Annotated in this window: 26 protein-coding genes; 9 read left to right on the top strand and 17 right to left on the bottom strand. The window is 45.8% G+C overall.

The genetic code is table 11. The features are described from left to right. Positions 1 to 31: 31 nt before the first annotated feature. Both LEPBO_RS0126760 and LEPBO_RS38410 read left to right on the top strand, forming a co-directional pair. Entirely contained in the window at positions 32 to 649 is a 618-nt protein-coding gene (locus LEPBO_RS0126760) for a CBS domain-containing protein (RefSeq protein ID WP_017290669.1), read from the top strand. A gap of 44 nt (positions 650 to 693) precedes the next feature. Next, positions 694 to 1,611, top strand: coding sequence for a pentapeptide repeat-containing protein (locus tag LEPBO_RS38410; protein ID WP_017290668.1), 918 nt, complete (start codon positions 694 to 696; stop codon positions 1,609 to 1,611). 46 nt (positions 1,612 to 1,657) lie between these two features. Here the strand turns inward: LEPBO_RS38410 and LEPBO_RS0126750 are convergent, their stop codons facing one another. Continuing rightward, positions 1,658 to 2,521 carry a bactofilin family protein gene (locus LEPBO_RS0126750; RefSeq protein WP_017290667.1) on the bottom strand — a complete coding sequence of 288 codons (864 nt, stop codon included), beginning with the start codon at positions 2,519 to 2,521 and terminating at the stop codon, positions 1,658 to 1,660. Between the two features lie 94 nt (positions 2,522 to 2,615). Then, complete coding sequence (locus LEPBO_RS0126745; protein ID WP_017290666.1) at positions 2,616 to 2,972, bottom strand: hypothetical protein; 357 nt, start codon at positions 2,970 to 2,972, stop codon at positions 2,616 to 2,618. Between the two features lie 288 nt (positions 2,973 to 3,260). Here LEPBO_RS0126745 and LEPBO_RS0126740 point away from each other — a divergent pair, with 288 nt between their 5' ends. The 6 genes from LEPBO_RS0126740 to LEPBO_RS40395 all read left to right on the top strand — a co-directional run bounded on the left by LEPBO_RS0126740 (position 3,261) and on the right by LEPBO_RS40395 (position 11,830). Further along, the gene (locus LEPBO_RS0126740) at positions 3,261 to 4,295 is read left to right on the top strand and encodes an Acg family FMN-binding oxidoreductase (RefSeq protein WP_017290665.1); all 1,035 of its coding nucleotides are present in this window, start codon (positions 3,261 to 3,263) and stop codon (positions 4,293 to 4,295) included. A 91-nt stretch (positions 4,296 to 4,386) separates the two neighbouring features. Continuing rightward, positions 4,387 to 4,845, top strand: coding sequence for an Hsp20/alpha crystallin family protein (locus tag LEPBO_RS0126735; RefSeq protein WP_017290664.1), 459 nt, complete (start codon positions 4,387 to 4,389; stop codon positions 4,843 to 4,845). A 150-nt stretch (positions 4,846 to 4,995) separates the two neighbouring features. Further along, positions 4,996 to 7,812: a cation-translocating P-type ATPase gene (locus LEPBO_RS0126730; RefSeq protein WP_017290663.1), complete on the top strand. Its 2,817-nt coding sequence runs from the start codon at positions 4,996 to 4,998 to the stop codon at positions 7,810 to 7,812. 389 nt (positions 7,813 to 8,201) lie between these two features. Further along, on the top strand, positions 8,202 to 9,251 hold the full coding sequence (locus tag LEPBO_RS0126725; protein ID WP_017290662.1) for an AI-2E family transporter: 1,050 nt from the start codon (positions 8,202 to 8,204) through the stop codon (positions 9,249 to 9,251). Between the two features lie 202 nt (positions 9,252 to 9,453). After that, on the top strand, positions 9,454 to 11,133 hold the full coding sequence (locus LEPBO_RS0126720) for a pyridoxal-dependent decarboxylase (protein ID WP_017290661.1): 1,680 nt from the start codon (positions 9,454 to 9,456) through the stop codon (positions 11,131 to 11,133). A 79-nt stretch (positions 11,134 to 11,212) separates the two neighbouring features. Continuing rightward, positions 11,213 to 11,830: a hypothetical protein gene (locus LEPBO_RS40395; RefSeq protein WP_017290660.1), complete on the top strand. Its 618-nt coding sequence runs from the start codon at positions 11,213 to 11,215 to the stop codon at positions 11,828 to 11,830. Between the two features lie 10 nt (positions 11,831 to 11,840). Here the strand turns inward: LEPBO_RS40395 and LEPBO_RS0126710 are convergent, their stop codons facing one another. From LEPBO_RS0126710 to acsA, 5 genes are read right to left on the bottom strand one after another with little or no spacing between them, the layout of a single operon-like run. Further along, positions 11,841 to 12,095 (bottom strand): acyl carrier protein, encoded by a 255-nt coding sequence (locus LEPBO_RS0126710; protein ID WP_017290659.1) that lies wholly within the window; start codon positions 12,093 to 12,095, stop codon positions 11,841 to 11,843. 40 nt (positions 12,096 to 12,135) lie between these two features. After that, the gene (locus LEPBO_RS0126705; protein ID WP_017290658.1) at positions 12,136 to 13,341 is read right to left on the bottom strand and encodes a dihydrolipoamide acetyltransferase family protein; all 1,206 of its coding nucleotides are present in this window, start codon (positions 13,339 to 13,341) and stop codon (positions 12,136 to 12,138) included. Beyond that, positions 13,334 to 14,359 carry an alpha-ketoacid dehydrogenase subunit beta gene (locus LEPBO_RS0126700; protein WP_017290657.1) on the bottom strand — a complete coding sequence of 342 codons (1,026 nt, stop codon included), beginning with the start codon at positions 14,357 to 14,359 and terminating at the stop codon, positions 13,334 to 13,336. Before LEPBO_RS0126700 ends, LEPBO_RS0126705 begins: the two co-directional genes overlap by 8 nt. Before the next feature lie 9 nt (positions 14,360 to 14,368). Beyond that, entirely contained in the window at positions 14,369 to 15,379 is a 1,011-nt protein-coding gene (pdhA, locus tag LEPBO_RS0126695; protein ID WP_017290656.1) for a pyruvate dehydrogenase (acetyl-transferring) E1 component subunit alpha, read from the bottom strand. After that, positions 15,379 to 17,130, bottom strand: a complete 1,752-nt coding sequence (gene acsA / locus LEPBO_RS0126690) for an acetate--CoA ligase (protein WP_017290655.1) — start codon at positions 17,128 to 17,130, stop codon at positions 15,379 to 15,381. The genes pdhA and acsA overlap by 1 nt, the downstream gene beginning before the upstream one ends. Before the next feature lie 164 nt (positions 17,131 to 17,294). Between acsA and LEPBO_RS0126685 the strand changes: the two genes are divergently transcribed. Continuing rightward, positions 17,295 to 17,678, top strand: a complete 384-nt coding sequence (locus LEPBO_RS0126685) for a carboxymuconolactone decarboxylase family protein (protein WP_026148953.1) — start codon at positions 17,295 to 17,297, stop codon at positions 17,676 to 17,678. Between the two features lie 138 nt (positions 17,679 to 17,816). Here LEPBO_RS0126685 and LEPBO_RS0126680 read toward each other — a convergent pair whose 3' ends face one another. The 10 genes from LEPBO_RS0126680 to LEPBO_RS0126630 all read right to left on the bottom strand — a co-directional run bounded on the left by LEPBO_RS0126680 (position 17,817) and on the right by LEPBO_RS0126630 (position 26,462). Continuing rightward, on the bottom strand, positions 17,817 to 18,425 hold the full coding sequence (locus LEPBO_RS0126680) for a pentapeptide repeat-containing protein (RefSeq protein ID WP_017290653.1): 609 nt from the start codon (positions 18,423 to 18,425) through the stop codon (positions 17,817 to 17,819). 371 nt (positions 18,426 to 18,796) lie between these two features. Further along, on the bottom strand, positions 18,797 to 19,843 hold the full coding sequence (gene hypE, locus LEPBO_RS0126670) for a hydrogenase expression/formation protein HypE (RefSeq protein WP_026148951.1): 1,047 nt from the start codon (positions 19,841 to 19,843) through the stop codon (positions 18,797 to 18,799). Continuing rightward, on the bottom strand, positions 19,836 to 20,018 hold the full coding sequence (locus LEPBO_RS0126665; RefSeq protein WP_017290650.1) for a hypothetical protein: 183 nt from the start codon (positions 20,016 to 20,018) through the stop codon (positions 19,836 to 19,838). The genes hypE and LEPBO_RS0126665 overlap by 8 nt, the downstream gene beginning before the upstream one ends. Beyond that, positions 20,015 to 21,106 (bottom strand): hydrogenase formation protein HypD, encoded by a 1,092-nt coding sequence (gene hypD / locus LEPBO_RS0126660; RefSeq protein WP_017290649.1) that lies wholly within the window; start codon positions 21,104 to 21,106, stop codon positions 20,015 to 20,017. The genes LEPBO_RS0126665 and hypD overlap by 4 nt, the downstream gene beginning before the upstream one ends. Beyond that, positions 21,103 to 21,348, bottom strand: coding sequence for a HypC/HybG/HupF family hydrogenase formation chaperone (locus LEPBO_RS0126655; protein ID WP_017290648.1), 246 nt, complete (start codon positions 21,346 to 21,348; stop codon positions 21,103 to 21,105). Before LEPBO_RS0126655 ends, hypD begins: the two co-directional genes overlap by 4 nt. Before the next feature lie 2 nt (positions 21,349 to 21,350). After that, positions 21,351 to 23,642: a carbamoyltransferase HypF gene (gene hypF / locus LEPBO_RS0126650; protein ID WP_017290647.1), complete on the bottom strand. Its 2,292-nt coding sequence runs from the start codon at positions 23,640 to 23,642 to the stop codon at positions 21,351 to 21,353. A 21-nt stretch (positions 23,643 to 23,663) separates the two neighbouring features. After that, entirely contained in the window at positions 23,664 to 23,927 is a 264-nt protein-coding gene (locus tag LEPBO_RS0126645) for a hydrogenase maturation nickel metallochaperone HypA (RefSeq protein WP_263970840.1), read from the bottom strand. Positions 23,928 to 23,937: 10 nt separating this feature from the next. Continuing rightward, positions 23,938 to 24,420 (bottom strand): hydrogenase maturation protease, encoded by a 483-nt coding sequence (locus tag LEPBO_RS0126640; protein ID WP_017290645.1) that lies wholly within the window; start codon positions 24,418 to 24,420, stop codon positions 23,938 to 23,940. Next, positions 24,404 to 25,693, bottom strand: coding sequence for a Ni/Fe hydrogenase subunit alpha (locus tag LEPBO_RS0126635; protein WP_017290644.1), 1,290 nt, complete (start codon positions 25,691 to 25,693; stop codon positions 24,404 to 24,406). Before LEPBO_RS0126635 ends, LEPBO_RS0126640 begins: the two co-directional genes overlap by 17 nt. Next, positions 25,683 to 26,462, bottom strand: a complete 780-nt coding sequence (locus tag LEPBO_RS0126630; protein WP_017290643.1) for an NADH-quinone oxidoreductase subunit B family protein — start codon at positions 26,460 to 26,462, stop codon at positions 25,683 to 25,685. Before LEPBO_RS0126630 ends, LEPBO_RS0126635 begins: the two co-directional genes overlap by 11 nt. Between the last annotated feature and the right edge of the window lie 4 nt (positions 26,463 to 26,466).

Below are 26,466 nucleotides of genomic sequence, written 5' to 3'. Positions count from 1 at the left end.
TGTGACTTGAAAAAGCGGTAAGGAGAACTCTATGTTACATGCAATTGATCTGATGAGTTTGAATGCTGCCAAAATTCAAGCAACTGCAACTGTAGCAGAAGCAGTTCAACTGATGAAAGAGCAAGCTTGTCGATCGCTGATTGTCGATCGACAAAATGAGCAAGACAGTTACGGTATCCTCACAGAAACAGACATCTTGTATAAGGGAGTCGCGCTCGGCAAAAATTTAGAGACGACCTTCGTTGCTGAACTCATGACCAAACCTTGTATTGTCATTGATCCAGCCGCAACAGTTGAAGAAGTTGCCCAACTCTTTGCGAAACATCGATTGCTGAGAGCGCCTGTGATCCAAGATCAGCAAGTAGGCATGATTTCTGTGTCTGAGCTTTTGAGACATCATCCTGCAATCTCACAGCCGCATCTAGAAGCAGAATTGCAGCAAGCTCGTCAGCAGGCAAATCAGCTTTGTACAGAGCAAGGAGCGCGATCGCCTGCCTGTATCGCTGCTTGGAAGACTGTCGACGCTTTGCAATCTGAATTGAGCGAACAGCGCATTGATCAACTGCTCAAACACACCTTTGAAGAGTATTGTGAGGAGTTTCCAAAAAGCCCAACATCAGATTTCTACACCAACTTGTGCGGAGGATAGCTCATTGCGATTCTCTAGCTCAACCCCAATCAGGACGCATCATCATGGTAGCCGAACAATTACTCATTCTGATCAAACAAGGCGCTAAGTCTTGGAACGCTTGGAGACAAGCTTATCCTGATTATGTGCCCGATCTTTCTCAAGCTTCACTGCATTCTTTGATCTTGAGAGGTGGAAATCTACAGGGCGTTCACCTCGATCAGGCTCAACTCTGCGAAGCTGACTTAATCAACGCTGATCTTCGTCAGGCAACACTCACAAATGCAAATCTTAGCGATGCTCATCTTTATGGAGCAGACTTTGCCGACAGCGAATTACAAGGCGCGAATCTGCTCAATGCAGACCTCAGTGCGACCAATTTTAACAGTGCGAACCTTGCAGGGGCGAATCTCAGTCACGCAGATCTAAGTGGCGCAGATTTCAGCCAAGCAAACTTAGCAGAAGCAAATTTGAGTCAAGCCGAGTTGCAAGGCACAACGTTTAAGGGTGCATCACTTGCCGGAGGGAACCTCAGCCAAGCGAACATGAAGCATGTAAATTTAGCAGAGACAAACTTACAAGGGGCAAATCTAGGCGAAGCAAATTTGTCAGGGAGCGATTTACGGAGAACGGACTTAACAGGTGCAGATCTAAGCCACACGAATCTAATCGGGGCAAATCTGAGCGGAGCAAATCTCAGTCGAGCTTATCTGATTCATGCAGATTTAAGTCGAGCAAATTTGCAACACGCAAATCTGACCGGGGCAAATTTAGCTCATGTAAAATTGAGTCATGCAAACTTCAGTGATGCAATTTTAACGGATGTAGATTTGACGGGAACTGATCTTGATGCAAACTTTAGCGGAGCAGTGCTTCAAGGTGCAATTGCGATCGATGAAAATCTCGAACGCAAACCTTTAGAATTAAGGCGCAATTATGATGTGCAACGATTAAAAGCTGACGATTTCAGTAGTGAAAACTGATGAGATTGCACTGATTCAGGTCGAATCAGTGCAATCTCGATATAAACTATCCCATCGCGTGGGGTTGTATCTTCCCTATTTTCCAAGCTAGCAATGCTCCTAGCCCAAATACACTCACAACAAACAGAACAAGCCCGCCTAGACCGGGAATCAGGGCAAGAACTGTAACAATCAATAATCCAATCAAAAATTGTTGCACTTGAGGGGGCTGACCACTCTTTACGACGATTTGCCCGACCAAGAGCGAGAGTCCTAATGAGCCAACAAAAGAGGCAAGACTCGCGATTAAAATTACTAACGGAATTAAAGGAATGCCGATGAGCGTAATGGCAAGGAAAATATTCAGCGCAATCACAGCAACAATCGACCCAATCCCCCATAAAGTACTTTGACTTGGATATTGCCGTATCGTTGCTGCTAAGTTTGGCATAAATGCAGGGGCAGCGCGAAGTAAAATCACGCCAACAATCGCAGCAATTATCGCACTCATGATCCGAAAAGCACTTTGTGCTGCATACCTTACCCAGAAAGAATTACGATCGCGATGCATTCCCATGCTGCCATCGTCACCCAATGTGCCTTTTGCGCCTCCAATCGTTGCCCCTTCTTCTTGCACAACTTTACCGCCGATCGCATAAGCATCTCCATCGACTCGTGCCCCTTTCTTGAGTGTGACATTGCCACCAATTGAGATCGCGGTTTGTGTGACGCGCCCATTCGGTTGCACGATCACAGAACCTCCGATCGCATGAGCATTTTCGACGACTTGCTTTTCTTGAACCGTGACATCTCCACCGAATCGAATCAGATTTGTGTTGTTCACATTGATGTCTGTTTGTGCGAGTGCTTGACCCGCAAAGAGCAACACAATCGTAGAGATAAACACCAGAATCCACTGCTTCCAATTCATCGTAATTTTCTCTCAAGGTACAAGAACAGTAGAAGCCCTAGAATTGGCAGATTTGAATGGCTTCTAAATCTGCCAACATCAGACACACTTGAACTTAACCAAACCAATGCGAAGCAGCTTGTCCAGGCATTTCTTCTTGTGGAATATCATGCTCAATTTCTTTCTGATTCTGAGCTAGAACCTCTTGAATCCCTTCTCGAATCACAAATTCTAGACAAGATTTCTGATCGCTACAGTGCGGTGCATAAGTTGGATGAACGATCGCTTCTTCAGTTTCCTCTGTTACAATAAACACATTAGGAACTCGATTCAAAACCCAAGCTACTAATTGCTGTTGCAGATCGGGATGAGCGAATGCCTGCTGATAAGGATGATGAGGATACGATTCTAAGATCCTTTCGATTTCTTGCAGAATCGGGTATTGCGCGACGTTGAGGATAGTTTTCGACATAGGAAATCCCTCGCCTAGAGTCAGGATGTTTTTGCGATGTTTTTGCGAAATGATGCAAACACGCCTGGTGCGATCAGGTTAACAGGATCGCACCTTTAGCTTTTCGCACCTTTCAGAATACGGAACAATGATGAGGAAGTTGTGAGGAACATCATCTGAATCTGATTAGTCTGAATCATCCTCACAACTTCCTCACGATTTTTCTCTATAACCATTCATATAAGGACAGCCTTAGAAACTTTGAACTGTTCTTCTTGTTGAATGCAGGATTTATTGGAGTGAAATTCTATGTCTCATCTCTCTCTCCAACCGTGGCAGGTTTCAGACCAAGACTTTCCACTGCAAGGCAGTCCAACCCAGCAACTTCAATTCATACTCAATTATGCTGTGCTAGCACCCTCTGGGCACAATACTCAACCTTGGAAATTCACGATTCAGCAGGAGACAATCGAGTTATGGGCAGATCTCGATCGTGCTCTGTCTTATGTTGATCCGGAGCATCGAGAACTGATCATTAGTTGTGGTGCAGCATTGTTAAATTTGCGACTAGCATTACATCATTTTGGTTATCAAGGCGACATTCAGATGTTACCCAATTCAGATCAACCCAATCTACTCGCGCAGATTCGTTTAGGAAGTTGGAACCAGGAAACGGCTGAAGAGAAGTCTTTGTTTGAAGCAATTTCCCAACGCCATACGACCCGACGACCCTTTGAGGCCTGGGACATTCCTACAACCGTTTTGCAATGGTTGCAAGTGATCGCAGTTGAAGAAGGCGCATGGTTGCATCTTGTTCAAGGGCAGAAAGCAAAATCCCATCTTCTGAATTTAGTCAATCTTGCTGATCGCTTACAGATGGCAGATCCAGAAATTCGCAAAGAACTCTCAGCTTGGATGCACTCTGGATCTAATCCACGACATGATGGTCTTCCTGCTTATGCTTTAGGTGTGCCGCCAAGATTTGATTTCTTAACAGTTGTGCTTTCTTGGCTGACTCGCTATTTTAATTTAGGCAATCAGATTGCTAAACAGAATGAGCAACTTTTACAGAGTGCCTCTGCGATCGCAGTCTTAGGAACCCATGGCGACACACCAATCGATTGGCTAAATGTAGGACAAGCCCTTCAGAAAATTCTACTGCGTGCCCAAAGTTTGGGCATTGTTGCCTCATTTTTCAATGCCCCGATTCAGATGCCAGAAGTGCGGTCTCAACTTCAAAGTAGCCTGAACCGTGAGGGATACCCTCAAGTTCTACTATGGCTAGGCTATTGTACCAGCACTCAGCCAACCCCACGTCGCAGTAGTCACGAAGTTCAATTTTGATCTTCACAAGATCCTCAAATTCTTGTTCTACTTTCAGTCTAGAGCTAACAAAAGGCTCTCTCCAATCTAAATCTACAAAGGAGGGAAGATTATGCCGCTTATTCGTTGGCAACCAATGCGAGAATTGGATCTTCTTCATCGGCAAATGGATCGGTTGTTTGAAGGGTTAGCAGACCGCGATTTTCCGATCCCGGCGGTGAATGGTGAAATGAAGTGGATGCCCGCGATCGAACTTCAAGAAACGGATACCGAGATTGTTCTCAAAGCCGCAATTCCTGGAATTGAAGCGAAAGATCTCGATGTGCAAGTTAGTCCAGAAGCAGTCATGCTCAAAGGCGAGCATCAACAAGAAACGAAAACTGAAGAAAAAGGTTACTACCGTTCTGAATTCAACTATGGGCAATTTGCTCGCACCGTGCCTCTTCCATCAACGGTGAAGCATGATCAAGTCAAATCAAACTTCAAAGATGGTGTTCTAACCTTAACGCTTCCGAAAGCAGAAGCAGCAAAACCTAAAGTGATGAAAGTAGATTTGACCCAACAAGCATGAAACCAAACCGTAGTCATTTGAAACAGTTTGACTCGTTTGATTGCAAAACTGTAGGAAGCTGTTTTCTCACATTATAATCGCGCTGAAATGGTTGTCTCTCTCTATCATTTCAGCGTTTTCTTTTGTAGTGCTTCTGAAGAATTGTGAGCCATGAACTTACACCTACCAATTTGGACATTAGCTCCTGAGACAGTTTATGAACATGCCAACACAACCGCAGAAGGGCTTTCCGATCAAGAAGCTGCCGAGCGATTAGTGCACTATGGTTACAACGAATTACCTGAGCCTGCTCAACGATCGCTGTGGTTACGCTTTGCCGACCAACTGACTCACTTCATGGCGTTACTGTTGTGGGCGGCAGGCACTCTCGCTTTTGTTTCAGGCACACCCCAACTCGGTTGGGCAATCTGGGCAGTCATTTGGATTAATGCGATCTTTAGCTTCTGGCAGGAGTTTCAAGCGGAGCAAGCTTTATCTGCGCTCAAGAATGTGCTGCCCATGCAGGTCAAAGCCTATCGTAACGGCCGCTTACAAACCCTTCCCGCTCAAGAATTAGTTCCAGGCGATGTGATCGAACTCGAAGAAGGCGATCGCATTTCTGCGGATGCAAGACTGGTTTCGAGCCAGTCTCTTTCTGTGGATGTTTCAGTCCTGACTGGAGAATCGATGCCTGTTCCGCGATCGAGCGATGCAGTCATGAATGAGAAACTACATCCCTCAGATGCGCCGAATCTCGTCTTTGCAGGATCGACCGTTGCCTCTGGACGTGCTAAAGCTGTCGTCTATGCAACTGCCACACATACAGAATTTGGACAAGTCGCACACTTAACTGCAAATATCCAACGTGATGCCAGTACGCTCGAAGTTGAAATTACCCGAGTCGTGCATGTGATTACTGCAATTGCAGTTGGCATGGGAGTTTTACTCTTTGCTTTGACAACCTTGCTTGTGGGTATGGATGTGAAAGAGAGTTTCATCTTTGCGATCGGGATTATTGTTGCATTTATCCCAGAAGGATTGTTGCCAACCGTGAGTTTAGCACTCGCGATCGGGGTTCGACGCATGGCAAGACAGAATGCTCTCGTGCGACGACTCTCGGCAGTAGAAACCTTAAGTGCCACGACAACCATTTGCACCGATAAAACAGGCACTCTGACAAAAAATGAAATGACGGTACGCCAACTCTGGATTCCGGGAGTCGCATTAGAAGTCACGGGAACCGGATATGATCCGACGGGTCAAGTTCAAATCACCGATGATACTCAAATTCCACACGTGAATCGACTGCTCACCGCAAGTGCTCTATGTTGCAACGCACGACTTAATCATCAAGCAGGGTCAAGTCTATGGCAAGCAATCGGTGATCCCACAGAAGTTGCTTTACTGGTTGCCGCACTTAAAAATAAATTGTCGATCGATGAACTCCAGCACCTCGCTCCCCGAGTTCGAGAAGTCCCCTTTGATTCACATCGACGTATGATGAGTGTTGTCGTTTCAGGCAACTCATCCGCGCATTCATTATTCATGCCGGATGCACACTCTCAAACTACATTCTCTCAAACTACATTCCTGGTATTTACAAAAGGTGCACCCCTCGATGTTTTAGCTCATAGTCGATTGATCCTTCAGCAGGGACAGACAAAATCGATGACTGAAGCAGATCGTCTTGAGATTACAAAAGCAAATGATGAGTTCGCAAAACAAGGCTACCGCGTTTTAGGAATTGCCACAAAATCGGTTGATTCGGATCTCATTCAGCAATCTGATGAAGTGTTGGAGCAGAATTTAACGTTTCTCGGATTAGTTGCAATGATAGATCCACCACGTCCTGAAGTGGCAAAAGCAATTGCACAATGTCATGAGGCAGGCATTCACGTCACGATGATTACCGGGGATTATGGATTGACCGCAGAAGCGATCGCGAAACATATCGGACTCGTCAAGCAGCAGGCACGAGTGGTTACAGGAGAGCAACTCAGTCATTTATCCAATACGCAACTGCGGCAAATTCTGGCACGTCAAAACGGCTTAATCTTTGCAAGAGTCATGCCGGAACAGAAATTGCGCTTAGTAGAAGCGTATAAAGCTCTGGGTCATATTGTGGCAGTCACAGGAGATGGTGTGAATGACGCGCCTGCTTTACGGGCTGCCAATATTGGCATCGCAATGGGAATGAGTGGAACAGATGTAGCACGCGAAGCCGCAGATATTGTGCTGATCGATGATAACTTTGCCACGATCGTCAGCGCGATCGAACAAGGTCGCGCGGTTTATCAGAATATTCGCAAGTTCATGACGTATATCTTGGTCTCCAACGTGCCTGAGTTTTTCCCATTTCTGTTCATGGTGTTGTTTAAGATTCCGCCCGCGCTAGTGATTCTGCAAATTCTTGCAATTGATCTAGGAACTGATATGGTTCCGGCGCTGGCGTTAGGAGCAGAAGCACCAGAAGTCGGCACAATGCAGCAACGCCCCCGTCGCAAATCAAAGCGCCTGCTTGATAAAAAATTGCTGATGCGAGCATATTGCTTTTTGGGTCCAATTGAGGGAATTCTCGGTATGGCAGGGTTCTTTTTCGTTTGGTTTAGCCAGGGTTATAACTTTAGCGACTTACAAGCCTTGACTCCGAGTATCTTGTCTCATTCTGCGGATGCAAGAACCATGACCGTCTATAACCAAGCGATGACGATGACTTTAGCTGCGATCGTTGCTGCTCAAGTCGGAAACGTGTTTGCTTGTCGATCCGAACGAGTTTCAATTTTTCGCTTAGGCTTTTTTAGCAATCGCTTGATCTGGTTGGGAATTGCAACTGAATGGATGTTAATTCTGTCGATTATCTATCTCGCCCCACTGCAATCAATCTTTTCCACGATCTCGTTACAACCGATGCAATGGCTAGCACTACTGGTCTGTCCTCCGATTGTTCTGCTTGCAGATGAATGCCGCAAACAGGTGACTCGCGAATGAGTTAATGTCTAATCTTTTGACACTGTATAAAAAATTGGTTTTTTCAGAAAGATCAAATCAGACCGCTCTAAAATCGTTGACTCAAGCGTGAGAAACGCTTGCAATCTTTGGACTCTTCTATCCTAATCTGCGGCAGAAAGACTTACCTTTTGGCGGAAGCGATTTTGCTTGCAAAATGCGAATGTCTCTTTAGACAGATTCACTCAAAAAACGGAGTTTCATTTCGCAGGAAAAAAGACGAATATGCCAGTTAGAAGCTCTGAAACAGCAATGCAAATTCTAACGAGGAACTGGGAAATTGTAATCAGGATGATGAGGTGGATTGCCAGTCTACTGACAGTCGCACATGCTGCTATGCAATAGCACATTTAGCTTAGAGAGTAGTCATCATGAATCAAGCGCCAGATCCCAAAAAACATCGATCGCGTTGGAGCCAGATCAGTACGAATACATTAGTGCGTTTTCTGCTCTTCTTTGCCTCCGGTTGGGCATTAGTTGCTATCTTTCAATATTTTGAGTACGTGATCTTTGTGTTCGCGCTTTCAGGGATTCTAGCGCTCTTGCTCAACTATCCACTGCAATTTTTACAGCGCTTTGTCGGACGCAGACTTGCATTAGGGTTAGTCATTGCACTAAGCCTGATCACGATTATTGCTGCAGTCGTTACGATCGGGCTAACCTTGACCAATCAAGTCCAGCAATTAGCAACGCTACTTCTTCAGACTTTAAATACTTCAAACAATCCATTTGACCAGTTGCAAAGTACATTGGCAGCGCGCAACATTCCGTTCAACCTTGACGTGATCGAAGCCCAAATTCGCGATGTGTTTGTCGTGAGCTTGAACTGGATCGTTAGTTCTCTGCCCGTTCTCTTCCAGAATTATGTCACGTTTATCATTATCTTAGTTGTTGCATTTTTCATGCTGATCGATGGTGCAAAGCTATGGCGACTCGTACTCAAGTTAGTCCCTGCCCAACACCGCAACCGTGTGTCGATCGCAGTCCAAACAAACTTTTTCGGATTTCTTCGCGGGCAGTTGCTCATCTCATTTTTGCTGAGCATTGCTACGTTTCTCGTTTTTGCGCTGTTTCAAATTCCATTTCCGTTTTTGCTTGCGGTCACGATCGGGGTGTTTGACTTAATTCCTGGCATTGGTGCAACGCTCGGCGTGTCTCTTGTCTGTTTAATTATTTTTGTACAAAGTAACTGGCTCATCGCGTTCAAGGTACTACTCATTTGTTTGGTTTTACAACAGTTACAAGATAATCTTCTTTCTCCGCGTGTCATGCAAAGCACCATTCATCTCAGTCCAGTGGTTGTATTTTTTGCGCTCTTGGTTGGAACGAAGATTTCAGGACTACTAGGTCTCTTTTTAGCAGTCCCGATCGCGGGTGTGATTGTTAGTCTATTCAATCTTGAAGAAGCACAAGGAGAGTAGACACGCATTCTTTTATTGTCCGAAAAGGCTCAAAAAACTCTGTACCAGTTGCACCAAAATAGATCAAAAAGTAAATAAAGATAAATTCAATACCATCACAACGCCTATAGATCGATAATTGAAAGAGTGATGGTCAGGAGGAAGCGTTATGAATCGTGATGCGAATCATTTTAGGAATCAGGATAGTCACTCAAACGCGTCGATGCCTATCCATCACTCATCTTCAGCCTATCCATCGCTTAGGAATATTACGATCGAAGATTTTCAACTATCCTCAACAGGTTTAACCGAGGAACAACGTGCTCAAGCACTCGCTCAATTACACGAATACTTATCTATCCAGAAGGCGAATTTCCTCGGATACCAAGTCAATCAGCAGTTGGATTACGAAGATGATCTCAAGCCCTATCTAAACTATCACGTCAATAACGTGGGCGATCCCTTTATCGATGGGAATCTTACGATTCATAGTAAATGGATGGAGCGGGCTGTACTCGATTACTATGCTCGGGTGTGGAATGCTCGCTTACCTCATAATCCCGCCGATGGAGAGTCTTACTGGGGATATGTAGTCAGCATGGGATGCACTGAAGGCAATCTCTATGGGTTATGGAATGCACGCGATTATTTAGCAGGCAAGCTCCTCCTAGAAGAACACACGGCTGAAGAAGAAGCGAGGGTCGCCAGTTTTGGGGGACATCCTCGATCTCTACTTCGCCGCCTCATTTACAAACAGGCATTGCCGCTAGATGGACAGCCTCATGCTTATACCCCTGTTGTGTTTTACTCCGAAGATACTCACTACTCGATTATCAAAGCGGGCATTGTCCTCGGACTTCATACATTTTATCAAATAGGGCAGCACTACTATCCCAACGAGAACCCTCTAGCACCGGGTCAGCCGTGGTCGAAAGAAGTACCATCCACGCAAGGCAGTACAGGACCAGGCTCGATCGATATTCCCTCGCTAGTAAAGCTCGTCGAGTTTTTTGCAGCCAAGGGGTATCCCATCTTAATCTGTTTCAACTATGGCACCACTTTCAAAGGCGCTTATGACGATGTAGAAGCAGCAGGAAAAGCACTGATGCCGATCTTTCAGCGCTATGGACTGCATGAACGCAAAGTTTACTACGACCCGAGCGATCCGAATCAATTTGATCTTCGCACTGGATACTGGTTTCATGTAGATGGTGCTTTAGGAGCAGCATATATGCCCTTTGTGGAGATGGCATACAATGCTGAAAAAATTGCTCAACGCGGACCGAATTTTGATTTCCGATTACCATTTGTGCATTCGATCGCAATGAGTGGACATAAGTGGATCGGGGCACCTTGTCCCTGCGGCATCTATATGACGAAAACAAAATATCAGTTGCGTCCACCGGATAATCCAGAGTATATCGGTTCTCCTGATACCACCTTTGCCGGGTCACGCAATGGTTTATCGGCGATGATTTTATGGGACTACTTGGCGAAAACCTCCTATGAAGGCGAGATAGAAAAAGCCCTGTATACCGAAAAGATGGCGGAATATGCTGTTCAAAAGCTCAAGGAGCTAGAGCAGCACTTGGGTGAATCTTTGTGGGTGGAACGGACACCACTCTCGCTGACGATTCGGTTTAAGCAAGCGAATCCCAATATTATTTTCAAGTACTCGCTATCTAGTGAAACGCTATTTGTGAATGGGCAAAAGCGAGCCTACAATCACATTTTCATCATGGCGCATGTCACGACTCAGCTCATTGACCAACTGATTACAGATCTCAGGCAACCGGGTGCTTTTCCATCTCAACCCACTGTAGCAAAGCCGCCAGAAATTGCTCCCACTCGTCATCCAAAGCACCTCGCCCACTTCCCGCATTTGGGACGCGGTTTCCATTAACAGAGCTAATGGGAAACGTTCGCCTTTATGCTTCAGACAGTACTTTGAAAAGAGCGTAAAACAGTGAGAGGAAACCTTTTTGGCAATTAAAACTGGTATCTGGATTTACTGGCTATTTTGTGCGATCGCGACCGCTTTAGTGATTGCTAGACGAGATCGTGCAAATGGGTTACTGAGTCCGCATTCAGCTTCTGGGCAGGAGAAAAAAGGGTATCACCTCACCTTGCTTTTGGGGTGGATTGTGACGCTCTTAGCATCGGGAACTTATGTTTTATTCACCGTAAAGCGGGACACAGGTCATTATCATTTCGTAGACCTCGCTGTATTTTCCGTGTTGAACGGTATTCTTGAGCAATTCATGTTTATCTTTTGGTTCTTGGTTGGCTGCTACATTGGACGCCAGAAGTTTCAAAATGCACCGATTTGCATCTTTATGTGTGGCTATGCCAGCAATGTTTTATATTCTGGCTTGATTCATTCTCTATTTTGGATTCAGGTACTACCCAAGCATGATCTTTTCATTGCACCAGTTTTTATTTCGGCGTTGATGTCAGCAATTTGGGTATGGTTGCTATGGCGCTATCGTGCAGTAATTTCCATTATTGCCATGCACATTGTGGTTGATTTTCTCAGTATCGGTCATCTTCATTTTTCTTGGTTTGAATCATTTCAACTCTTTAAGTCAGGACTCATCTAATGAAGACGATTTACTGTTGAGCGTGAGTAGAAATATACTGAACGATATCGTTAAGCGTGATGAGTTTTCCATAGTCGGTTTCTGGAGTCTCCACACCAAATTCCTCATTTAGCCCAATCATGAAATTGAGAAAATCATAAGAATCAATTCCGAGCGTTTCTCGAACATCATCATCCTTGCCTAGAGTTTCTGGAGAAGACCCAGGAGCAATCTTTTGCAAGAGTTTGAACATTGTTTCTTGAATTTGAGTTTCAGTGATTGCCATTGTTTCACCCTTTATAAAATCATTGATGAATCTGTATTCTTTACCATTTCTCTACTGATTGAAGATGTGTGTTGACCGCTTGCAAGAATCTTGCACCAATCATGCCATCCGTTGCGCGATGATCCCCTGCTAGCGTTGCAACTAGTACCGGACGAACATCGAGCATTCCTTGTTCTGCCCAAGGCTGTTCAGAGATTTTGCCGAAACCGACCAAAGCAACTTGGGGTGGATAGATCACCCCGTAGACTTTTTCGACACCGATATCTCCCAAGCTTGTTAGTGTCATCGTTGCATCAGACAGTTCTGAGCTACGGAGATGTCCTCCTCGCGTACGCTCAATCAAGTCGCGCATGGTCGCCATCAATTCATCGAGGCTTTTCAGATCCGCATGATGAATCGCAGGCGTAACTAGCCCTCCTTGCCGTAGGGAAATCGCAAAGCCGATATGAATTGCTTCTTGGACTTTAAGCTGATCTTCAATCCAATATCCATTCAATTCTGGAACGTCAGTTAATGCTTTAGCGACTGCTTTGATCAGCAGAACGACAGGTAAGATACGCTCTTTTATCGATCGCTTCTGATTCTCTGCTTCAAGCCATTTCAGTGCATGGCTCATATCGATCCGAGTTTCGAGATAGTAGTGAGGAATCTCGCGATTAGAGCGGGACATGGCAGCCGCGATCGCACGTCGCATTCCTGCCTGAAAATCAGTTGTAGTCGGTTTCGCTTCAGGCGATGGAGGGATAACTTTTTCTTCTGGCTTCGGTGTTGGTTTCAGAGCTTTTGCAGCTTCTTCTACATCAATTTGATGAATCGCACCATCGGCTCCAGTTCCTTTCACCTGAGTTAAGTCCACACCCAGTTCAGTCGCTACCTTGCGAGCTAGCGGCGAAACGCGCAATCGTTCCTCTTTAGCAAGAGTGGGTACTGGAATCGTCGGAGCTTCGATTGTAGGAGGTGGGCTAGGTTGTTCACGATCGGTGACCGCGATCGCTTCTTTTTCCGCACCGTTTTCTAATTTCAATCTCGCCATTGGCGTTCCCACGGGCACTTTAGTATCCGGTTCCAGCAGTAGTTCCTCAACAGTACAGTTTTCAAAGACCTCAATTTCCATGATGCCTTTATCGGTTTCCACATCTGCAATAATGTCACCGTACTTGAGATGATCGCCGGGTTTGGCTCTCCAGGCGACTAAGGTTCCGGTTCTCATATCCGCCCCTAAACTGGGCATACGAAATTCAGCCATGTCGAGTCACCATCCTCCGGACTGTATTGACGATCGTGGCAGATTGAGGCAAAGCAGCTTGTTCTAAATGATTGGCATAGGGCACGGGAACTTCGGCTGAGCAAATCCGTTCTACAGGGGCATCTAAGTCATAGAATGCTTTTTCCATAATGCGAGCGCTAATCTCCGCAGAAATGCTGCCACTGCGCCAACCTTCATCAATAATCACGGCTCGATGCGTTTTCGCGATCGAGGTGAGAAACGTAGCCTCATCAAGTAGACGCAGAACCCGTAAATCAATCACTTCTGCTTCGATTCCTTCTTGAGCTAGGGTTTCTGCGGCTTCGAGTGCTTTGAATAAACTGGCACTGTAGCTAATGAGCGTTACGTCATGCCCAATTCGACGAATACAGGCACGATCGATATCTACTGCTCCCGCATTTGCTGGAAGTTCCCCTTCCATGTTGTAGAGCAACGTATTCTCAAAAATCAGGACGGGATCGGGATCTTCCAGTGCTGTCCAAAGCATTCCACGGGCATCTTCAAGCACTGCTGGAGTCAGAACTTTAATTCCAGGAATGTGAGCATACCATCCTTCTAAACTATGAGAGTGTTGTGCTGCTAGTTGTTTGCCTCCTCCGGTTCCCATGCGAATCACGAGCGGAACATTGAACAAACCGCCGGACATATGCAGATAGGTTGCTGCTGTATTGAGAATTTGATCGGCAGCCAACAAGCTAAAGTTAACCGTCATCACTTCTACGATCGGGCGCATTCCGTTCAGTGCTGCGCCAATTCCGGCTCCGGTAAACCCAGACTCACACAGCGGCGTGTCCATGATCTTGTCGGCACCCAATTCTTTCAACAGTCCTTTCGTCACCCCAAAAGCACCGCCATACTGTCCGACATCTTCGCCCATCAGGAACACGCGATCGTCTTTCAGAATTGCCTCTCGGATTGCGTCTCGCAGTGCTTCTCGATAGGTTGTCTGAATCATCAGCGGTGGATTGTCTGTATGGGTGTCAATTCCATAGTTCATAGTGTCCCCCTAGGCGTTTGGCTCTGAGTAGACAAAGCGATTTAATTCTTCCACAGGTTCCCAAGTTCCCGCTTCCGCAAATGCGATCGCATCTTTGATCTCTTGACGGATCGATTGTTCTATCCTTTCCACATCAGCATCTGTGATCTGTCCTTGTGCTTTTAACTGTTGCGTGAGTGTTGAGATGGGACAGCGTTGTTTCCATTCTTCGACTTCGGCTTTATCTCGGTAGAGTTCTGGGTCAAACATCGAGTGCGCTCGGAAACGATAGGTGACACATTCTAGAAAGAAGGGCTTTCCGTTTTCCCGGACTTCAACCACTGCTTTTTGAGCAGCTTGCTCTACTGCTAGAACATCCATGCCATCCACAACTGCATGACCGATGCCATAGCTTTCTGCTTTCTGAACCAGATTTGTGACTGAGTGAGAATACTTCAGAGCCGTTCCCATTGCATACTGATTATTCTCACAAACGAACAATATCGGGACTTGCCAGAGAGACGCTAAATTCATAGATTCGTGAAACTCTCCTTCAGCAACAGCACCGTCGCCAAAAAAACAGCAGGTGAGCCGTTTTCTGCCCAATTTCTTATCGGCTAAAGCCAGCCCAACCGCTAAGGGTAAACCACCACCTACGATCGCGTTACCTCCATAGAAGCCATGCTCTTTATCAAATAAATGCATCGATCCTCCACGCCCCCGACAACAGCCCTCTTGCTTACCAAACATCTCTGCCATCACTGTATTCATGGGAATTCCGCGTGCTAGGGCTTGACCATGTTCGCGATAGGTTGCCACGATCGCATCATCAGGTTTTAAGACTTGCATAACTCCCACCGCAACGGCTTCTTCGCCGTTGTACAGATGCAAAAAACCGCGAATTTTCATGGCGCTGTAGAGTTCTGCACACTTATCTTCAAAGCGACGAATCCGCAGCATTTGATAAAGAAGATCGTGCAAATGTGCTTGATTGGAATCAACAGCAGTAGGAGATTGTATCGTTGCATGTTTCTTCTTCATCAGTTCGTCTCCAATGTCGATAGATCGCCTTCGGGTAACCCTAATTCACGCGCTTTCAGCAATCGCCGCATAATCTTACCGCTTCGAGTTTTGGGCAATGATTCTTGAAATTCCAATTCTTTTGGAGCTACAGCGGCTCCTAGTTTTTGTCGAGCAAATCCCAAAAGTTCTAGTTTGAGCGCTTCACTAGGTTCTCGCCCTGGTTTGAGGGCAACAAAGGCTTTGACTAGCTCACCAATCATCGGATTAGGTTTACCAATCACGCCCGCTTCCGCTACCGCTGGATGCTCCATCAATGCACTTTCGACCTCAAAGGGACTAACCATGTGTCCCGAAGTTTTGATGATGTCGTCTTCGCGTCCCATAAACCAGAAGTAGCCATCGCGATCGCGCATGGCTAAGTCGCCTGTGATGTACCAATCTCCAACAAAACATTTGCGGTAGCGTTCTTCATCATGCAGATAGCCGCGAAAGATCGAAGGAAAATCGGGTTTTAGAGCTAAGTCTCCATCAATGCCCGGTTGGTCAATTTGTTCGATCGTGCCGTCTTCATGCCGTCGAACGATCGCGGCTTCTACCCCAGGAATAGGACGACCCATCGAACCTGGACGAATCTGCATCGTGGCATAGTTAGCAATCATGATGCCACCTGTTTCGGTTTGCCACCAGTTATCGTGAATCGGTAAGCCTAGCTTCTCCTGACCCCAAACGACTGCTTCGGGATTCAGCGGTTCTCCCACACTATGCACGAGTCGCAGATGGCTCAAATCATATTCGGCTTTCGGGTCAATATCGAGGCGCATCAATCGCCGAATCGCCGTCGGAGCGGTGTACCAGACGGTTACTTTTTGAGTTTCGAGAATGCGATACCAGCGATCGGCATCAAACTCTGCTTCATCAATGATACTCGTCACGCCATGAGTCAGCGGTGCAATGATCCCGTAGGACGTTCCAGTCACCCAACCTGGATCAGCCGTACACCAAAAAATATCATCAGGATGCAAATCGAGCACATATTTTGCCGTCATGTAATGAGCATAAACGGCTTTGTGAACATGAATCGCCCCCTTGGGCATTCCAGTTGTGCCACTCGTGAAGTGCAGCAATGCCATATCTTCTGGTTGAGTGCTTACGATCTCAAACTCAGAAGTAGCCGCTTGCATCAGTTTGGGCAGCGACCAAATTCCGTCTTCTAAATGATCTGCACTATCTGCTAAAAGAATGTGCTGTAATTTCGGCAATCGATCGCGCAATGCCACGACTTTCTGTTGGTAGAGTGCGGTAGTTGTCACTAAGACTTTGGCATCTCCTCGGTTCATGCGTTGATAAATCGGTTCTGGACCAAAAGCAGAGAAAAGTGGACAAATCACACTGCCATTTTTCAATGTACCAAGAGCAGCAATATAGAGAGATGGAATCCGTCCTGTGAGAGCAAAGACGCGATCGCCTTTCCCAACTCCTAGAGTTTTGAGAACATTCGCGAATTGATTGGTTTGTAGAGCGAGATCGCGATAAGTAAAATCTTGAACATCCCAGTTCTTTCTTAGAAAGCGCAGGGCAATGTGATCGGCTCGATCGCTTTTGGCATGACGATCGACTGCAATATCGGCAATATTCAATCCCTCAATGGTTGCTTTGAGTTCAGCGTCGATTTCTGCCCAAGAAAATATACGGCGCGTTTCTTCATAGTTTTGTAAATTAGGTTTGACTCGCCAATTTTTGAATGATTTCTCGATTGGACTCCAGCCCATTGTTTCACCTCACGTGCATGATGAGGAACGATAGTGTCAGGTTACTGGGCAATGATGAGGAACTTGTGAGGATGAGATCGTTAAATTCTTTGAGGAGATTAGATTTTATCTTCGGTTCCTTCTTACGATGAAAGGAGAAAGACTGGATCGTTAGGAAAATTGTCATGAACACAAACAACCCGAACGCCAAGCATTCTTGCACCGACCAGATGAAACACATCCGGAGCTATACAGGCAAACTATCCACAGCTATCCCGGATGTGATGAAGAATTTCTATGCGCTCAGTAAAGCTTCCTCCACTGCTGGTGCTCTGGATTCTAAAACCAAAGAATTGATTGCCTTAGCCATTTCCGTAGCAATTCACTGCGATGACTGTATTGCTTTTCATACTCATTCGACGCTTCAAGCAGGAGCGACAAAAGAAGAAATTCTGGAAATGTTAGGAGTTGCAGTCTTTATGGGTGGAGGTCCCTCATTGATGTATGCAACTCATGTGATGGAAGCTGTTGAAGAATTACAAAAAGAGCCTAGTAGTCAAACCCATTAATTTCACGGAGTGGGGAGACAGGGAGCGGTAACTATGATTTACGATTTCAGCCCTTCACTCTATCCCCCTATCTCCCCATCAAATTTGTCGTGGAACGCTCCCTAAAAATCTCCGCTTCAGATGGACTCTTCAACATAGCTATTCATGAATTTCGCCCTGGGGCATGACTGTTCTGGTCAGTGAAGCTTCACTCGTATCAGTTGCATTCAAGTTTGCGTCCTGTAGATTTGCTTCACACAAATTCGCATCACACAAATCTGCACCATACAAATTTGCACCTCGCAAATCTGCTTTCCAGAGCCTTGCCCCACACATTTTACTTCCCGTCAATTTGGCACTCTGTAAATTTGCCTCAGCAAGGCAAATTCCATGTAACAGCGCATCACTCAAATCAGCTTCCACTAAGGATGCTCCACTTAAATCCGCATCGGTCAAGTTGGTCGCTTTGAGCGTTGCGTTATTCAAATTAGCACCACTCAGAAATGCGCCAAATAAATTAGCACGATCGAGATTGGCTCCACTCAAATCGACTTCATTCAAATTAGCTCCACTCAAAGAGGTATCAGTTAATTTTGCGCCTTTCAGGTGCGATCGTCCCAAATTGATGCCACCCAAAGACAAACCACTGAGATCAGCCTGTTCTAGAACAACATCACTGAAATTACGTTCTCCTGCCGCATAGCGATCGAGGAGTTCCTGAACTGTGATCGAGCGTGAAATCATGTAAGAAGATTCACCAAGGGTCATGATATTGTTCCTACAGTTTATAAATGGCTTCACAATGTTCTAAAGAGAGAAGACCGTTCTGATTTGAGAGTAGAGGATAAGTTTGAGAAAGTTGTGAAGGGACAAAGACAGACTGCTGAATTCTCTCTTTGAAATCCATTAAGTAAATGGGCGTAATTCAATATCAGCTCAGCAAGTTCTCTCGCTACGTTACTCACCCGCCCCGGAATGAATTCGGGGCTAACAGTGCGAAGTCCGCTCTGGGACTAACAGCCTATGAAAACGCCCTCTTCAGTGGGTTTCAACCCACTTCGCACAGTTAGCCCGAACTTCCAGTTCAGGGCGGGACGCCAACTAGAGCGACAATCTTCCAATTCATTTCACCTCCCTACTTAGCAAATTCTAGGTAACTGCTCTCCACTCAGTCGTGTGATCATGCGTTCTACTCCGAGTTTGTTTTTCAAAATCACAGCGGAAGAATTTGATTGAATAACATGCCCCACAATCCGAGGATTATGAGGAGAATGTTGTTCTAGCAGCGCGATCGCGCGCTCAGCATCTTGGGGCGCAACAAAAGCGACAAAGCGTCCTTCGTTTGCCACATATAGCGGATCTAAGCCTAAAATTTCACATGCGCCTTGCACTTCGTCGCGGATAGGAATTGCAGCTTCATCGAGTTGAATCTGCATGGCTGCTCCTTCAGAAAGCTCAATTAAGGCACTAGCTAATCCTCCTCGGGTTAAATCTCGCAAACAATGCACAGAAATTTCTGCATCAAGTAAAGCGAACACTGGATCGATTAAAGCGGCACAGTCACTCTCGATCGCACTCTCGAATCTCAATCCTTCTCGCATTGCCATAATCGCTATGCCATGCCGACCGATATCGCCATTGATGATGACCACATCCCCTACTTGAATTTGTTGTGGCGCAATCTTGCAAGCATGTTCAATGATTCCAATTCCGGCTGTATTGATGAATAATCCATCCCCGCGACCTCGATCGACAACTTTTGTGTCTCCGGTCACGATTTGAACCTTGGCAGTCTGAGCAGCTTGCTGCATTGAGTCTACGATGTCTTGCAATAGAGGCATGGAGAAGCCTTCTTCTAAGATAAATCCAGCACTCAGATAAAGCGGACGTGCGCCACACATTGCTACGTCATTGACGGTTCCATTGACTGCTAATGTCCCGATATTGCCACCCGGAAAACAGAGCGGCTGAACGACATAAGAATCTGTTGTAAATGCGATTTGAGCATGATGGACATCTAAGACTGCACCATCATGGCGACAAGACAGTGCAGTATTTTCAAAGGTCGGAATAAACAATTGCTCAATTAATTGATGCGTAAGTTGTCCTCCTCCGCCATGCGCGAGCAGAATTTGAGAAAACTTTTGCATCGGCATAGGACACGATCGAGAATTAGGACTACTCACGATCTTCTACCTTTTCGATTAATTTTTCTGCCATCTCGATCGCAGTAAGAATCAAAATTTGCTCTTGTTGTCCGCGCCCTTCTTCATCGCTAACCGTGGCATAAATATGCGGATTTGCCAGCATTCCAGACAGAATTTGACTGGCAATTTGCTTCAGTTCAGTGTGATTTTTCATAGCATTCTCCTTGCGTAATAGTAAGCTGCACACGCTCCTTCGGAAGAAACCATAGGTGCGCCCAAAGGATGTTCAGGTGTACAGCGTGTTCCAAAGGCAGCACATTCCTGCGGTTTCCGAATTCCTTGCAAAATCAGACCACTGATACAGTCAGATTGTTCTGACTGAGATGTCTGTGCTGAGACTTGAAATCGAAGACTTGCATCAAATTCGGCATATTGATTTCGGAGTCCTAAGCCGCTTTGAGCGATCGTACCAATTCCTCTCCAGTCACGAGGAACGACAGTAAACACGTCTCGCATCAGTTGTTGTGCAATTTGATTACCTGATCGCTGAACTGCACGAGCATACTGATTTTCGACCCTTGTTTGTCCTGCCTCTAATTGCTGAACACAGAGATAAACACCCTGCAAAATGTCAGCAGGCTCGAATCCAGTCACGACAATCGGAATATGATACTTTTGAGCGATCGGCTCATAGTCTTTGTACCCCATCACTGTACAAACATGCCCTGCGGCTAACAGTCCATCAATATTGTGTTCTGGCGAGGAGAGCAGTAATTCGAGCGCGGGAGGAACTAAGACATGAGCGACTAGCAGTGAAAAATTCTGAATGTTTTGTTGCTTAGCTTGATGAACTGCGATCGCGGTTGCTGGAGCCGTCGTTTCAAAGCCAACCGCAAAAAATACAACTTGTCGATCGGGATTCGCTTGAGCAAGGTTGAGTGCATCCAGCGGCGAATAAACCATTCGCACATCTCCTCCCAAAGCTTTCACCGTGAGTAAATCGTATTGACTCCCTGGAACTCGGAGCATGTCACCAAACGAGCAGAAAATGACATCAGAAAGTGCCGCGATCGCACAAGCTTGATCAATTAATTCAGCAGATGTGACACAAACGGGACATCCTGGACCATGAATCAGCGTGATCGATCGAGGTAGCAGTTGATCAATGCCAAATTTAACAATGGTGTGAGTTTGTCCGCCGCAGATTTCCATGATTGTCCACGGTCGCGTCGTGATGCGATCTATAGCTTGAGTGTAGCGTTGAGCAAGCTCAGCGGTTCGATATTCGTCAATATATTTCATGGCAATTCTGCTGGAGTGTCACGCAGTTGATTTAAGTGTTCAAAAAATTGGGTTGCAACCGCAGTATCGAGTTGATTAATCGCAATACCCGCATGAACAATCACATAGTCTCCAATCTGGACATCTGGCACAAAGGCTAAGTTTACTTCTTTCACAATTCCACCAAAGCTAACTCGACCCGTTCGCAACAATGGATCATCACCCTCAATGCTGAGAATTTTTCCTGGAATCGCTAAACACATACTTAACCGCCACGCTTTAATAGTTGGGATGCAGCAATGATTGCTTGTCCAACAGCAATGCCGCCATCGTTGGGTGGAATATGCCGATGCCAGTAAGGTTGGAAGCCTTCTGCTTGGAGACGGGCAATCGTGCGATCGCTGAAGTACCGATTTTGAAAACATCCTCCAGACAAGACAACGCGCTTTTGCTTCCATTGTCGCGCAAACTGAAGAATGACTTCGACCATTGTGTTATGAAACTTTGCAGAAACCATTGCACCTGATGTTTTTTGTTCGATGTCTGCAATGATTTCCTCAACCATCGTAGACCAATCGAAAATGCCCTGATGAATGACAGACGGATAAAATTCATCCGTTGAGATATGCTCTAACGCGAATTCCAACGCCATTGCTGCTTGTCCTTCAAACGTTGAAATTTGCACTAAGTTAAGTAAAGCTGAGATTGCATCAAAGAGCCGTCCTGCGCTCGAAGTCCAAGGTGTGTTGAGTTCCTTCTGGAGCATGGCTTGTAGAATGTCGCGCTCCTGGGCATTGAATGCTTGAACAGGGGTTAAATCTGTTCGATCGAATGCGGCTTCTCCCCACAGTTCGTAAAGTACTGCGATCGCGGCTCTGCGAGGTTCTCGAATTGCTTTCTCACCTCCCGGTAGTCTAAAAGGTTTGAAGTGTCCTACCCGTTGAAAATCGGTCAGATTCGCTAAGAAAAATTCTCCACCCCAGATTGTCCCATCGAGTCCATAGCCTGTGCCATCCCACGCCACGCCCAACACCGTTTCCTCTAGTCCGTTCTCAGCCATACAGGCAGCAATGTGAGCATGATGATGTTGAACCGGAAAGATTTGACTGGATGGAAATTTCGAGCTTCGGTGCTGAGCGTACTGAGTTGAAAGATAGTCAGGATGGTCATCACAAGCAATGAGATCAGGATGAACCTCATAAAGTTGCTCAAAGGTGTCGATCGCTTGCTTGAAGGCTTTTAGGGTAGCTTGATTTTCCAAATCTCCGATATGTTGACTGACAAAGAGATTGGAATCAATTGTCAGTGCGATCGTATTTTTAAGATGTCCTCCAACCGCTAAACAGGTTGGCACAGGCTTGGAGAGCGCAATAGGTAACGGAGCATACCCCCGCGATCGACGCAGAATCATTTCGCGATCGGCAATCACTCGCACAATCGAATCATCAACAGCACGAACAATGGGACGATTGTGAACTAGAAACGCATCTGCAATTCCTGATAAACGCTGAATCGCTTCCCGCTCATCTATACAAATCGGCTCATTCGATAAGTTGCCACTCGTTGCAACAATTGGAAAATTTAACGCGGATAGTAACAAATGATGCAGCGGCGTGTATGGAAGTAAAACACCAAGGTAAGCATTATTCGGTGCAACCCTTTCAAGAACGCTAATATTTGCTTTACGACGAAGTAGAACGATTGGGGCTTCTGAAGCAGTGAGTAGTTGAGCTTCTAAGTCAGAAAGCTCACAGTCTTTTTGAACTGCTGCTAGCGAAGGATACATGACTGCACAGGGTTTATCAGGTCGATGTTTTCGCTGTCGTAGAGTCGAGATCGCATCTGAATTCCGAGCATCCACCATGAAATGAAATCCACCTAACCCTTTGACTGCAATGATTTGTCCGTTCTGAATCGCTTGGATTGCTGCTTGTAGCGCCGCTTCATCGGATGCTAGTCGTTTGCCGTGATGATCCCACCATTCCAACCGAGGACCACATTCTGGACAAGCAATGGGTTGAGCATGAAATCGACGATCGAGCGGATTTTCGTATTCGGTTCGACAGCGATCGCACATCTGAAACGCATTCATGCTGGTGTTGGGTCGATCGTAGGGCAAAGCATTGATAATACTAAAGCGCGGACCACAATGAGTGCAGTTAATGAATGGGTAGCGATAGCGAGGATTGTTCGGATCAAAGAGTTCTCGGATACAGTCTGAGCAAGTAGCAAGGTCAGGAAGAACAATCGTCGTTTTTTCTCCACTCACACTCGGATAGATTTCAAAATCAGATTCATCCAGTGGAACGAGCGAAGAGGCTTGTAATTGTTGAATCAGGCTATGGACAGGCTTTTCTTGTTCTAGTTTGAGCAGAAAAAGGTCAAGCTGCGATCGCGTTCCTTCTATTTCGATCCAGACTCCCTCTGCTGAGTTTTTAATCCATCCAACCATGCCTAAATTTGTAGCAAGACGATAGACAAATGGGCGAAATCCAACCCCTTGAACTGCACCTCGAATCTGAATTCGCAATCGTTCTAAATCATTTTTATCGTTCATTTTTGAGAAAACTATGAGGAATTAGCTTTGCAATGCTTCGTTGATTTCCATATCTAAGCTTTCTAAAACAACGTCTTGTGCGATCGGATCAGTCAAATCATCTGAGGTTTCGATTTCCAATCGTGCGCCTTCCATCAGTGTATGTCGCGAGGCAATCACAAAATGATAGGTGAAATGTTCAGGTGAGAAATGAGACAAAGCACCCAATCGAACTTTAACAGCAAGTATTTTCGTCGCGTTTTGTTCTTGAGCGATCGCTTCAATCGTTTGAATTAAATGGCTCATCAAACTTGCCTCATGCATGGTTGATCTCCAATTCTGATAACACTTGTTGAATCGCAGTTTCTATAGCTTGCTCGACTGCTTCTGACAGTCCGATCCCAATTGCAAAGTTACTTCCTTCTACCCCATAGAGAATGAGTTTGTTTGGAAGTTGATTCAACGATCGAGCAAGTTCAACCGCTTCTGCTACTCCAAACGCATGAGAGGAATAGTGGAAAAATTGCGATGGAATCGATTGAGTATGAACATCAATGCGATGAATCGTAGCAATTTCAGAACCCGAAGACACAGCATCAAATAGATAAACGGTATCGCTGGTTTGCCACAACTCGATTAATGTTGTTCCCTCGCCCGATGCTTCAATCGTTGAAATCGTTTCTGGAAGCTGATTGCGAAGTTTTCTTAGAATCATTAATCCGACCGCATCATCGTGTCGAAATTCATTTCCCACACCAATCAGCATCGTATTTTGCATTGGGTTAGGCTCGATCGACATCTAACTTCAAGAAATGCGTTGAACAGGAAATACAAGGATCGTAGTTTCGGATCAGCTGTTCACACTGCGATCGTAATTGATCATCTGCTAAATCGATCTGTTGCTCTACAAATTGCCACAGATCATGTTCAATCCTGCCTTGATTTTGCGAAGTCGGTGGTGCAATCTTGGCATCAAGAATATCGCCTTTTTCATCAATCTTGTAGCGATGATAGAGAATTCCGCGGGGCGCTTCTGTACAGCCATGCCCAACTCCTGCTTGAATCTTGTAATCAACTACTGCTCGATCGGGCATTTCATACGTTTCAATTAACCGCAAGGCTTCTTCCACAGCAAATAGTACTTCAATACTGCGAACCACAATACTTTGAAATGGATTGCGACAGATAGGAAGCAGCCCGACTTCACGCGCGATCGCTTGAGCGCGGGGGGTGAGTTGGTCACAATTGAGATTAAATCGTGCGATCGGACCTACGAGATAATCTCCACGCTCTTTGATGATGGCATGTAAAGCAGTGGAATGAGGCTTATGCTGTTCTTCAATGTATTCATAAAACTGATCATTTGAAATATCTAATCCTTTGTTAGAAATGATTCGTCCTTGATTCATTGGATATTCATTCGGATGATGAAGCGCAACGAATTCATAGTCTTGCTCAAACTCAGGAAAGGATAAGGTTGCTGCCCATCGTGCAGTTTCTTCTGCTGTATCACACGCCCATTGCAAATCATCAATCAGCGATCGTAGTTCCTGCCGAGTCGGTAGCTTATAAAATCCACCTACTCGAATGTTAATCGGATGAATTTCTCGCCCACCAATCAAAGCTAGAATTCGATTGCCAATTTTCTTCAGTCTTAAGCCCCGCTGCACAAGCTCCGGATAGTCCTTTGCCATGTGAATGGCACTCTCGTAACCCAGAAAATCCGGCGCGTGCAGCATGAAAATATGCAAACTATGACTTTCGATCCATTCGCCGCAGTAAATCAATCGCCGGAGTGCGCGCAATCCACCTTCGACGTCAATGCCCAAGATATTTTCCATTGCATGAATCGAACTCATCATGTACGCGATCGGACAAATGCCACAAATTCGAGCCGTGATATCAGGAGCTTCGCTGTATTGCCGTCCGCGTAAAAATGCTTCAAAAAATCGAGGAGGTTCAAAGATTTTAAGCTGCACATCTTGCACTTTACGATCGCGGATCTTCACATACATCGCACCCTCACCTTCTACGCGAGCGAGATAATCGACTTTGATCGTTTTACTGCTCATGACGCTCACTCTCTTTGCGAAAGGCTTCTGCATAGGCATTAAACGTGCGATATGCCCGAACCAGATCTGTTTCGTCCACTCCTAACTGCTTCCACCATTGGCTCAATGCAGCCGTATTCGGGCTTTCCATCGGACCGTAACAGCCATAGCACCCTCGATTGTACGCCGGACAAAGCGCATTACATCCCGCCTGCGTCACAGGCCCCATACAAGGCGTTCCGTGGGCAACCATCACACAGACATTTCCGCGACGCTTGCATTCGATACACACGCTGTAAGTAGGAATGACAGGTTTACGATCGCTCAAAAAAGCACTTATCACTTCTAGCAATTGATGCTTGTTAATCGGACAGCCTCGAAGTTCAAAATCAACGAACACATGATCTGCGATCGCAGTCGATTTATTCAGAGTTTCAATGTACTCTGGCTTAGCGTAAACAATCGAAGTAAAGGCTTTGACATCTTTGAAATTTCGGAGCGCTTGAATGCCCCCAGAAGTTGCACAAGCACCAATTGTCACAAGTCGTTTTGAAGCCCGCCTGACTTGATGAATTCGCTCTGCATCGTGAGGAGTGGTGATCGAACCTTCAACTAGCGACAAATCATAAGGACCTTTGACAACTGCACTAGAAGCTTCCATAAAATTGGCAATCTCAATCTCTCCTGCCACAGTTAGCAATTCATCTTCGCAATCGAGCAAGCTCAATTGACACCCATCACAGGACGCAAATTTCCAAACAGCAAGTTTCGGCTTATGTAGCTGTTTCATTACT

Source organism: Leptolyngbya boryana PCC 6306, from assembly GCF_000353285.1.
In the GTDB taxonomy this organism is placed as follows: Bacteria; Cyanobacteriota; Cyanobacteriia; order Leptolyngbyales; family Leptolyngbyaceae; genus Leptolyngbya; species Leptolyngbya boryana.
The sequence above is the reverse complement of the archived record's forward strand: the minus strand, read 5'-3'. Positions and strand labels throughout refer to the sequence as shown.

Excerpts from the sequence above, each read along its gene's own strand:
- LEPBO_RS0126760 (WP_017290669.1), top strand. The coding sequence starts at position 32 with ATGTTACATGCAATTGATCTGATGAGTTTGAATGCTGCCAAAATTCAA.
- LEPBO_RS38410 (WP_017290668.1), top strand. The coding sequence starts at position 694 with ATGGTAGCCGAACAATTACTCATTCTGATCAAACAAGGCGCTAAGTCT.
- LEPBO_RS0126750 (WP_017290667.1), bottom strand. The coding sequence starts at position 2,521 with ATGAATTGGAAGCAGTGGATTCTGGTGTTTATCTCTACGATTGTGTTG.
- LEPBO_RS0126745 (WP_017290666.1), bottom strand. The coding sequence starts at position 2,972 with ATGTCGAAAACTATCCTCAACGTCGCGCAATACCCGATTCTGCAAGAA.
- LEPBO_RS0126740 (WP_017290665.1), top strand. The coding sequence starts at position 3,261 with ATGTCTCATCTCTCTCTCCAACCGTGGCAGGTTTCAGACCAAGACTTT.
- LEPBO_RS0126735 (WP_017290664.1), top strand. The coding sequence starts at position 4,387 with ATGCCGCTTATTCGTTGGCAACCAATGCGAGAATTGGATCTTCTTCAT.
- LEPBO_RS0126730 (WP_017290663.1), top strand. The coding sequence starts at position 4,996 with ATGAACTTACACCTACCAATTTGGACATTAGCTCCTGAGACAGTTTAT.
- LEPBO_RS0126725 (WP_017290662.1), top strand. The coding sequence starts at position 8,202 with ATGAATCAAGCGCCAGATCCCAAAAAACATCGATCGCGTTGGAGCCAG.
- LEPBO_RS0126720 (WP_017290661.1), top strand. The coding sequence starts at position 9,454 with ATGCCTATCCATCACTCATCTTCAGCCTATCCATCGCTTAGGAATATT.
- LEPBO_RS0126710 (WP_017290659.1), bottom strand. The coding sequence starts at position 12,095 with ATGGCAATCACTGAAACTCAAATTCAAGAAACAATGTTCAAACTCTTG.
- LEPBO_RS0126705 (WP_017290658.1), bottom strand. The coding sequence starts at position 13,341 with ATGGCTGAATTTCGTATGCCCAGTTTAGGGGCGGATATGAGAACCGGA.
- LEPBO_RS0126700 (WP_017290657.1), bottom strand. The coding sequence starts at position 14,359 with ATGAACTATGGAATTGACACCCATACAGACAATCCACCGCTGATGATT.
- pdhA (WP_017290656.1), bottom strand. The coding sequence starts at position 15,379 with ATGAAGAAGAAACATGCAACGATACAATCTCCTACTGCTGTTGATTCC.
- acsA (WP_017290655.1), bottom strand. The coding sequence starts at position 17,130 with ATGGGCTGGAGTCCAATCGAGAAATCATTCAAAAATTGGCGAGTCAAA.
- LEPBO_RS0126685 (WP_026148953.1), top strand. The coding sequence starts at position 17,295 with ATGAACACAAACAACCCGAACGCCAAGCATTCTTGCACCGACCAGATG.
- LEPBO_RS0126680 (WP_017290653.1), bottom strand. The coding sequence starts at position 18,425 with ATGACCCTTGGTGAATCTTCTTACATGATTTCACGCTCGATCACAGTT.
- LEPBO_RS0126665 (WP_017290650.1), bottom strand. The coding sequence starts at position 20,018 with ATGAAAAATCACACTGAACTGAAGCAAATTGCCAGTCAAATTCTGTCT.
- hypD (WP_017290649.1), bottom strand. The coding sequence starts at position 21,106 with ATGAAATATATTGACGAATATCGAACCGCTGAGCTTGCTCAACGCTAC.
- LEPBO_RS0126655 (WP_017290648.1), bottom strand. The coding sequence starts at position 21,348 with ATGTGTTTAGCGATTCCAGGAAAAATTCTCAGCATTGAGGGTGATGAT.
- hypF (WP_017290647.1), bottom strand. The coding sequence starts at position 23,642 with ATGAACGATAAAAATGATTTAGAACGATTGCGAATTCAGATTCGAGGT.
- LEPBO_RS0126645 (WP_263970840.1), bottom strand. The coding sequence starts at position 23,927 with ATGAGCCATTTAATTCAAACGATTGAAGCGATCGCTCAAGAACAAAAC.
- LEPBO_RS0126640 (WP_017290645.1), bottom strand. The coding sequence starts at position 24,420 with ATGTCGATCGAGCCTAACCCAATGCAAAATACGATGCTGATTGGTGTG.
- LEPBO_RS0126635 (WP_017290644.1), bottom strand. The coding sequence starts at position 25,693 with ATGAGCAGTAAAACGATCAAAGTCGATTATCTCGCTCGCGTAGAAGGT.
- LEPBO_RS0126630 (WP_017290643.1), bottom strand. The coding sequence starts at position 26,462 with ATGAAACAGCTACATAAGCCGAAACTTGCTGTTTGGAAATTTGCGTCC.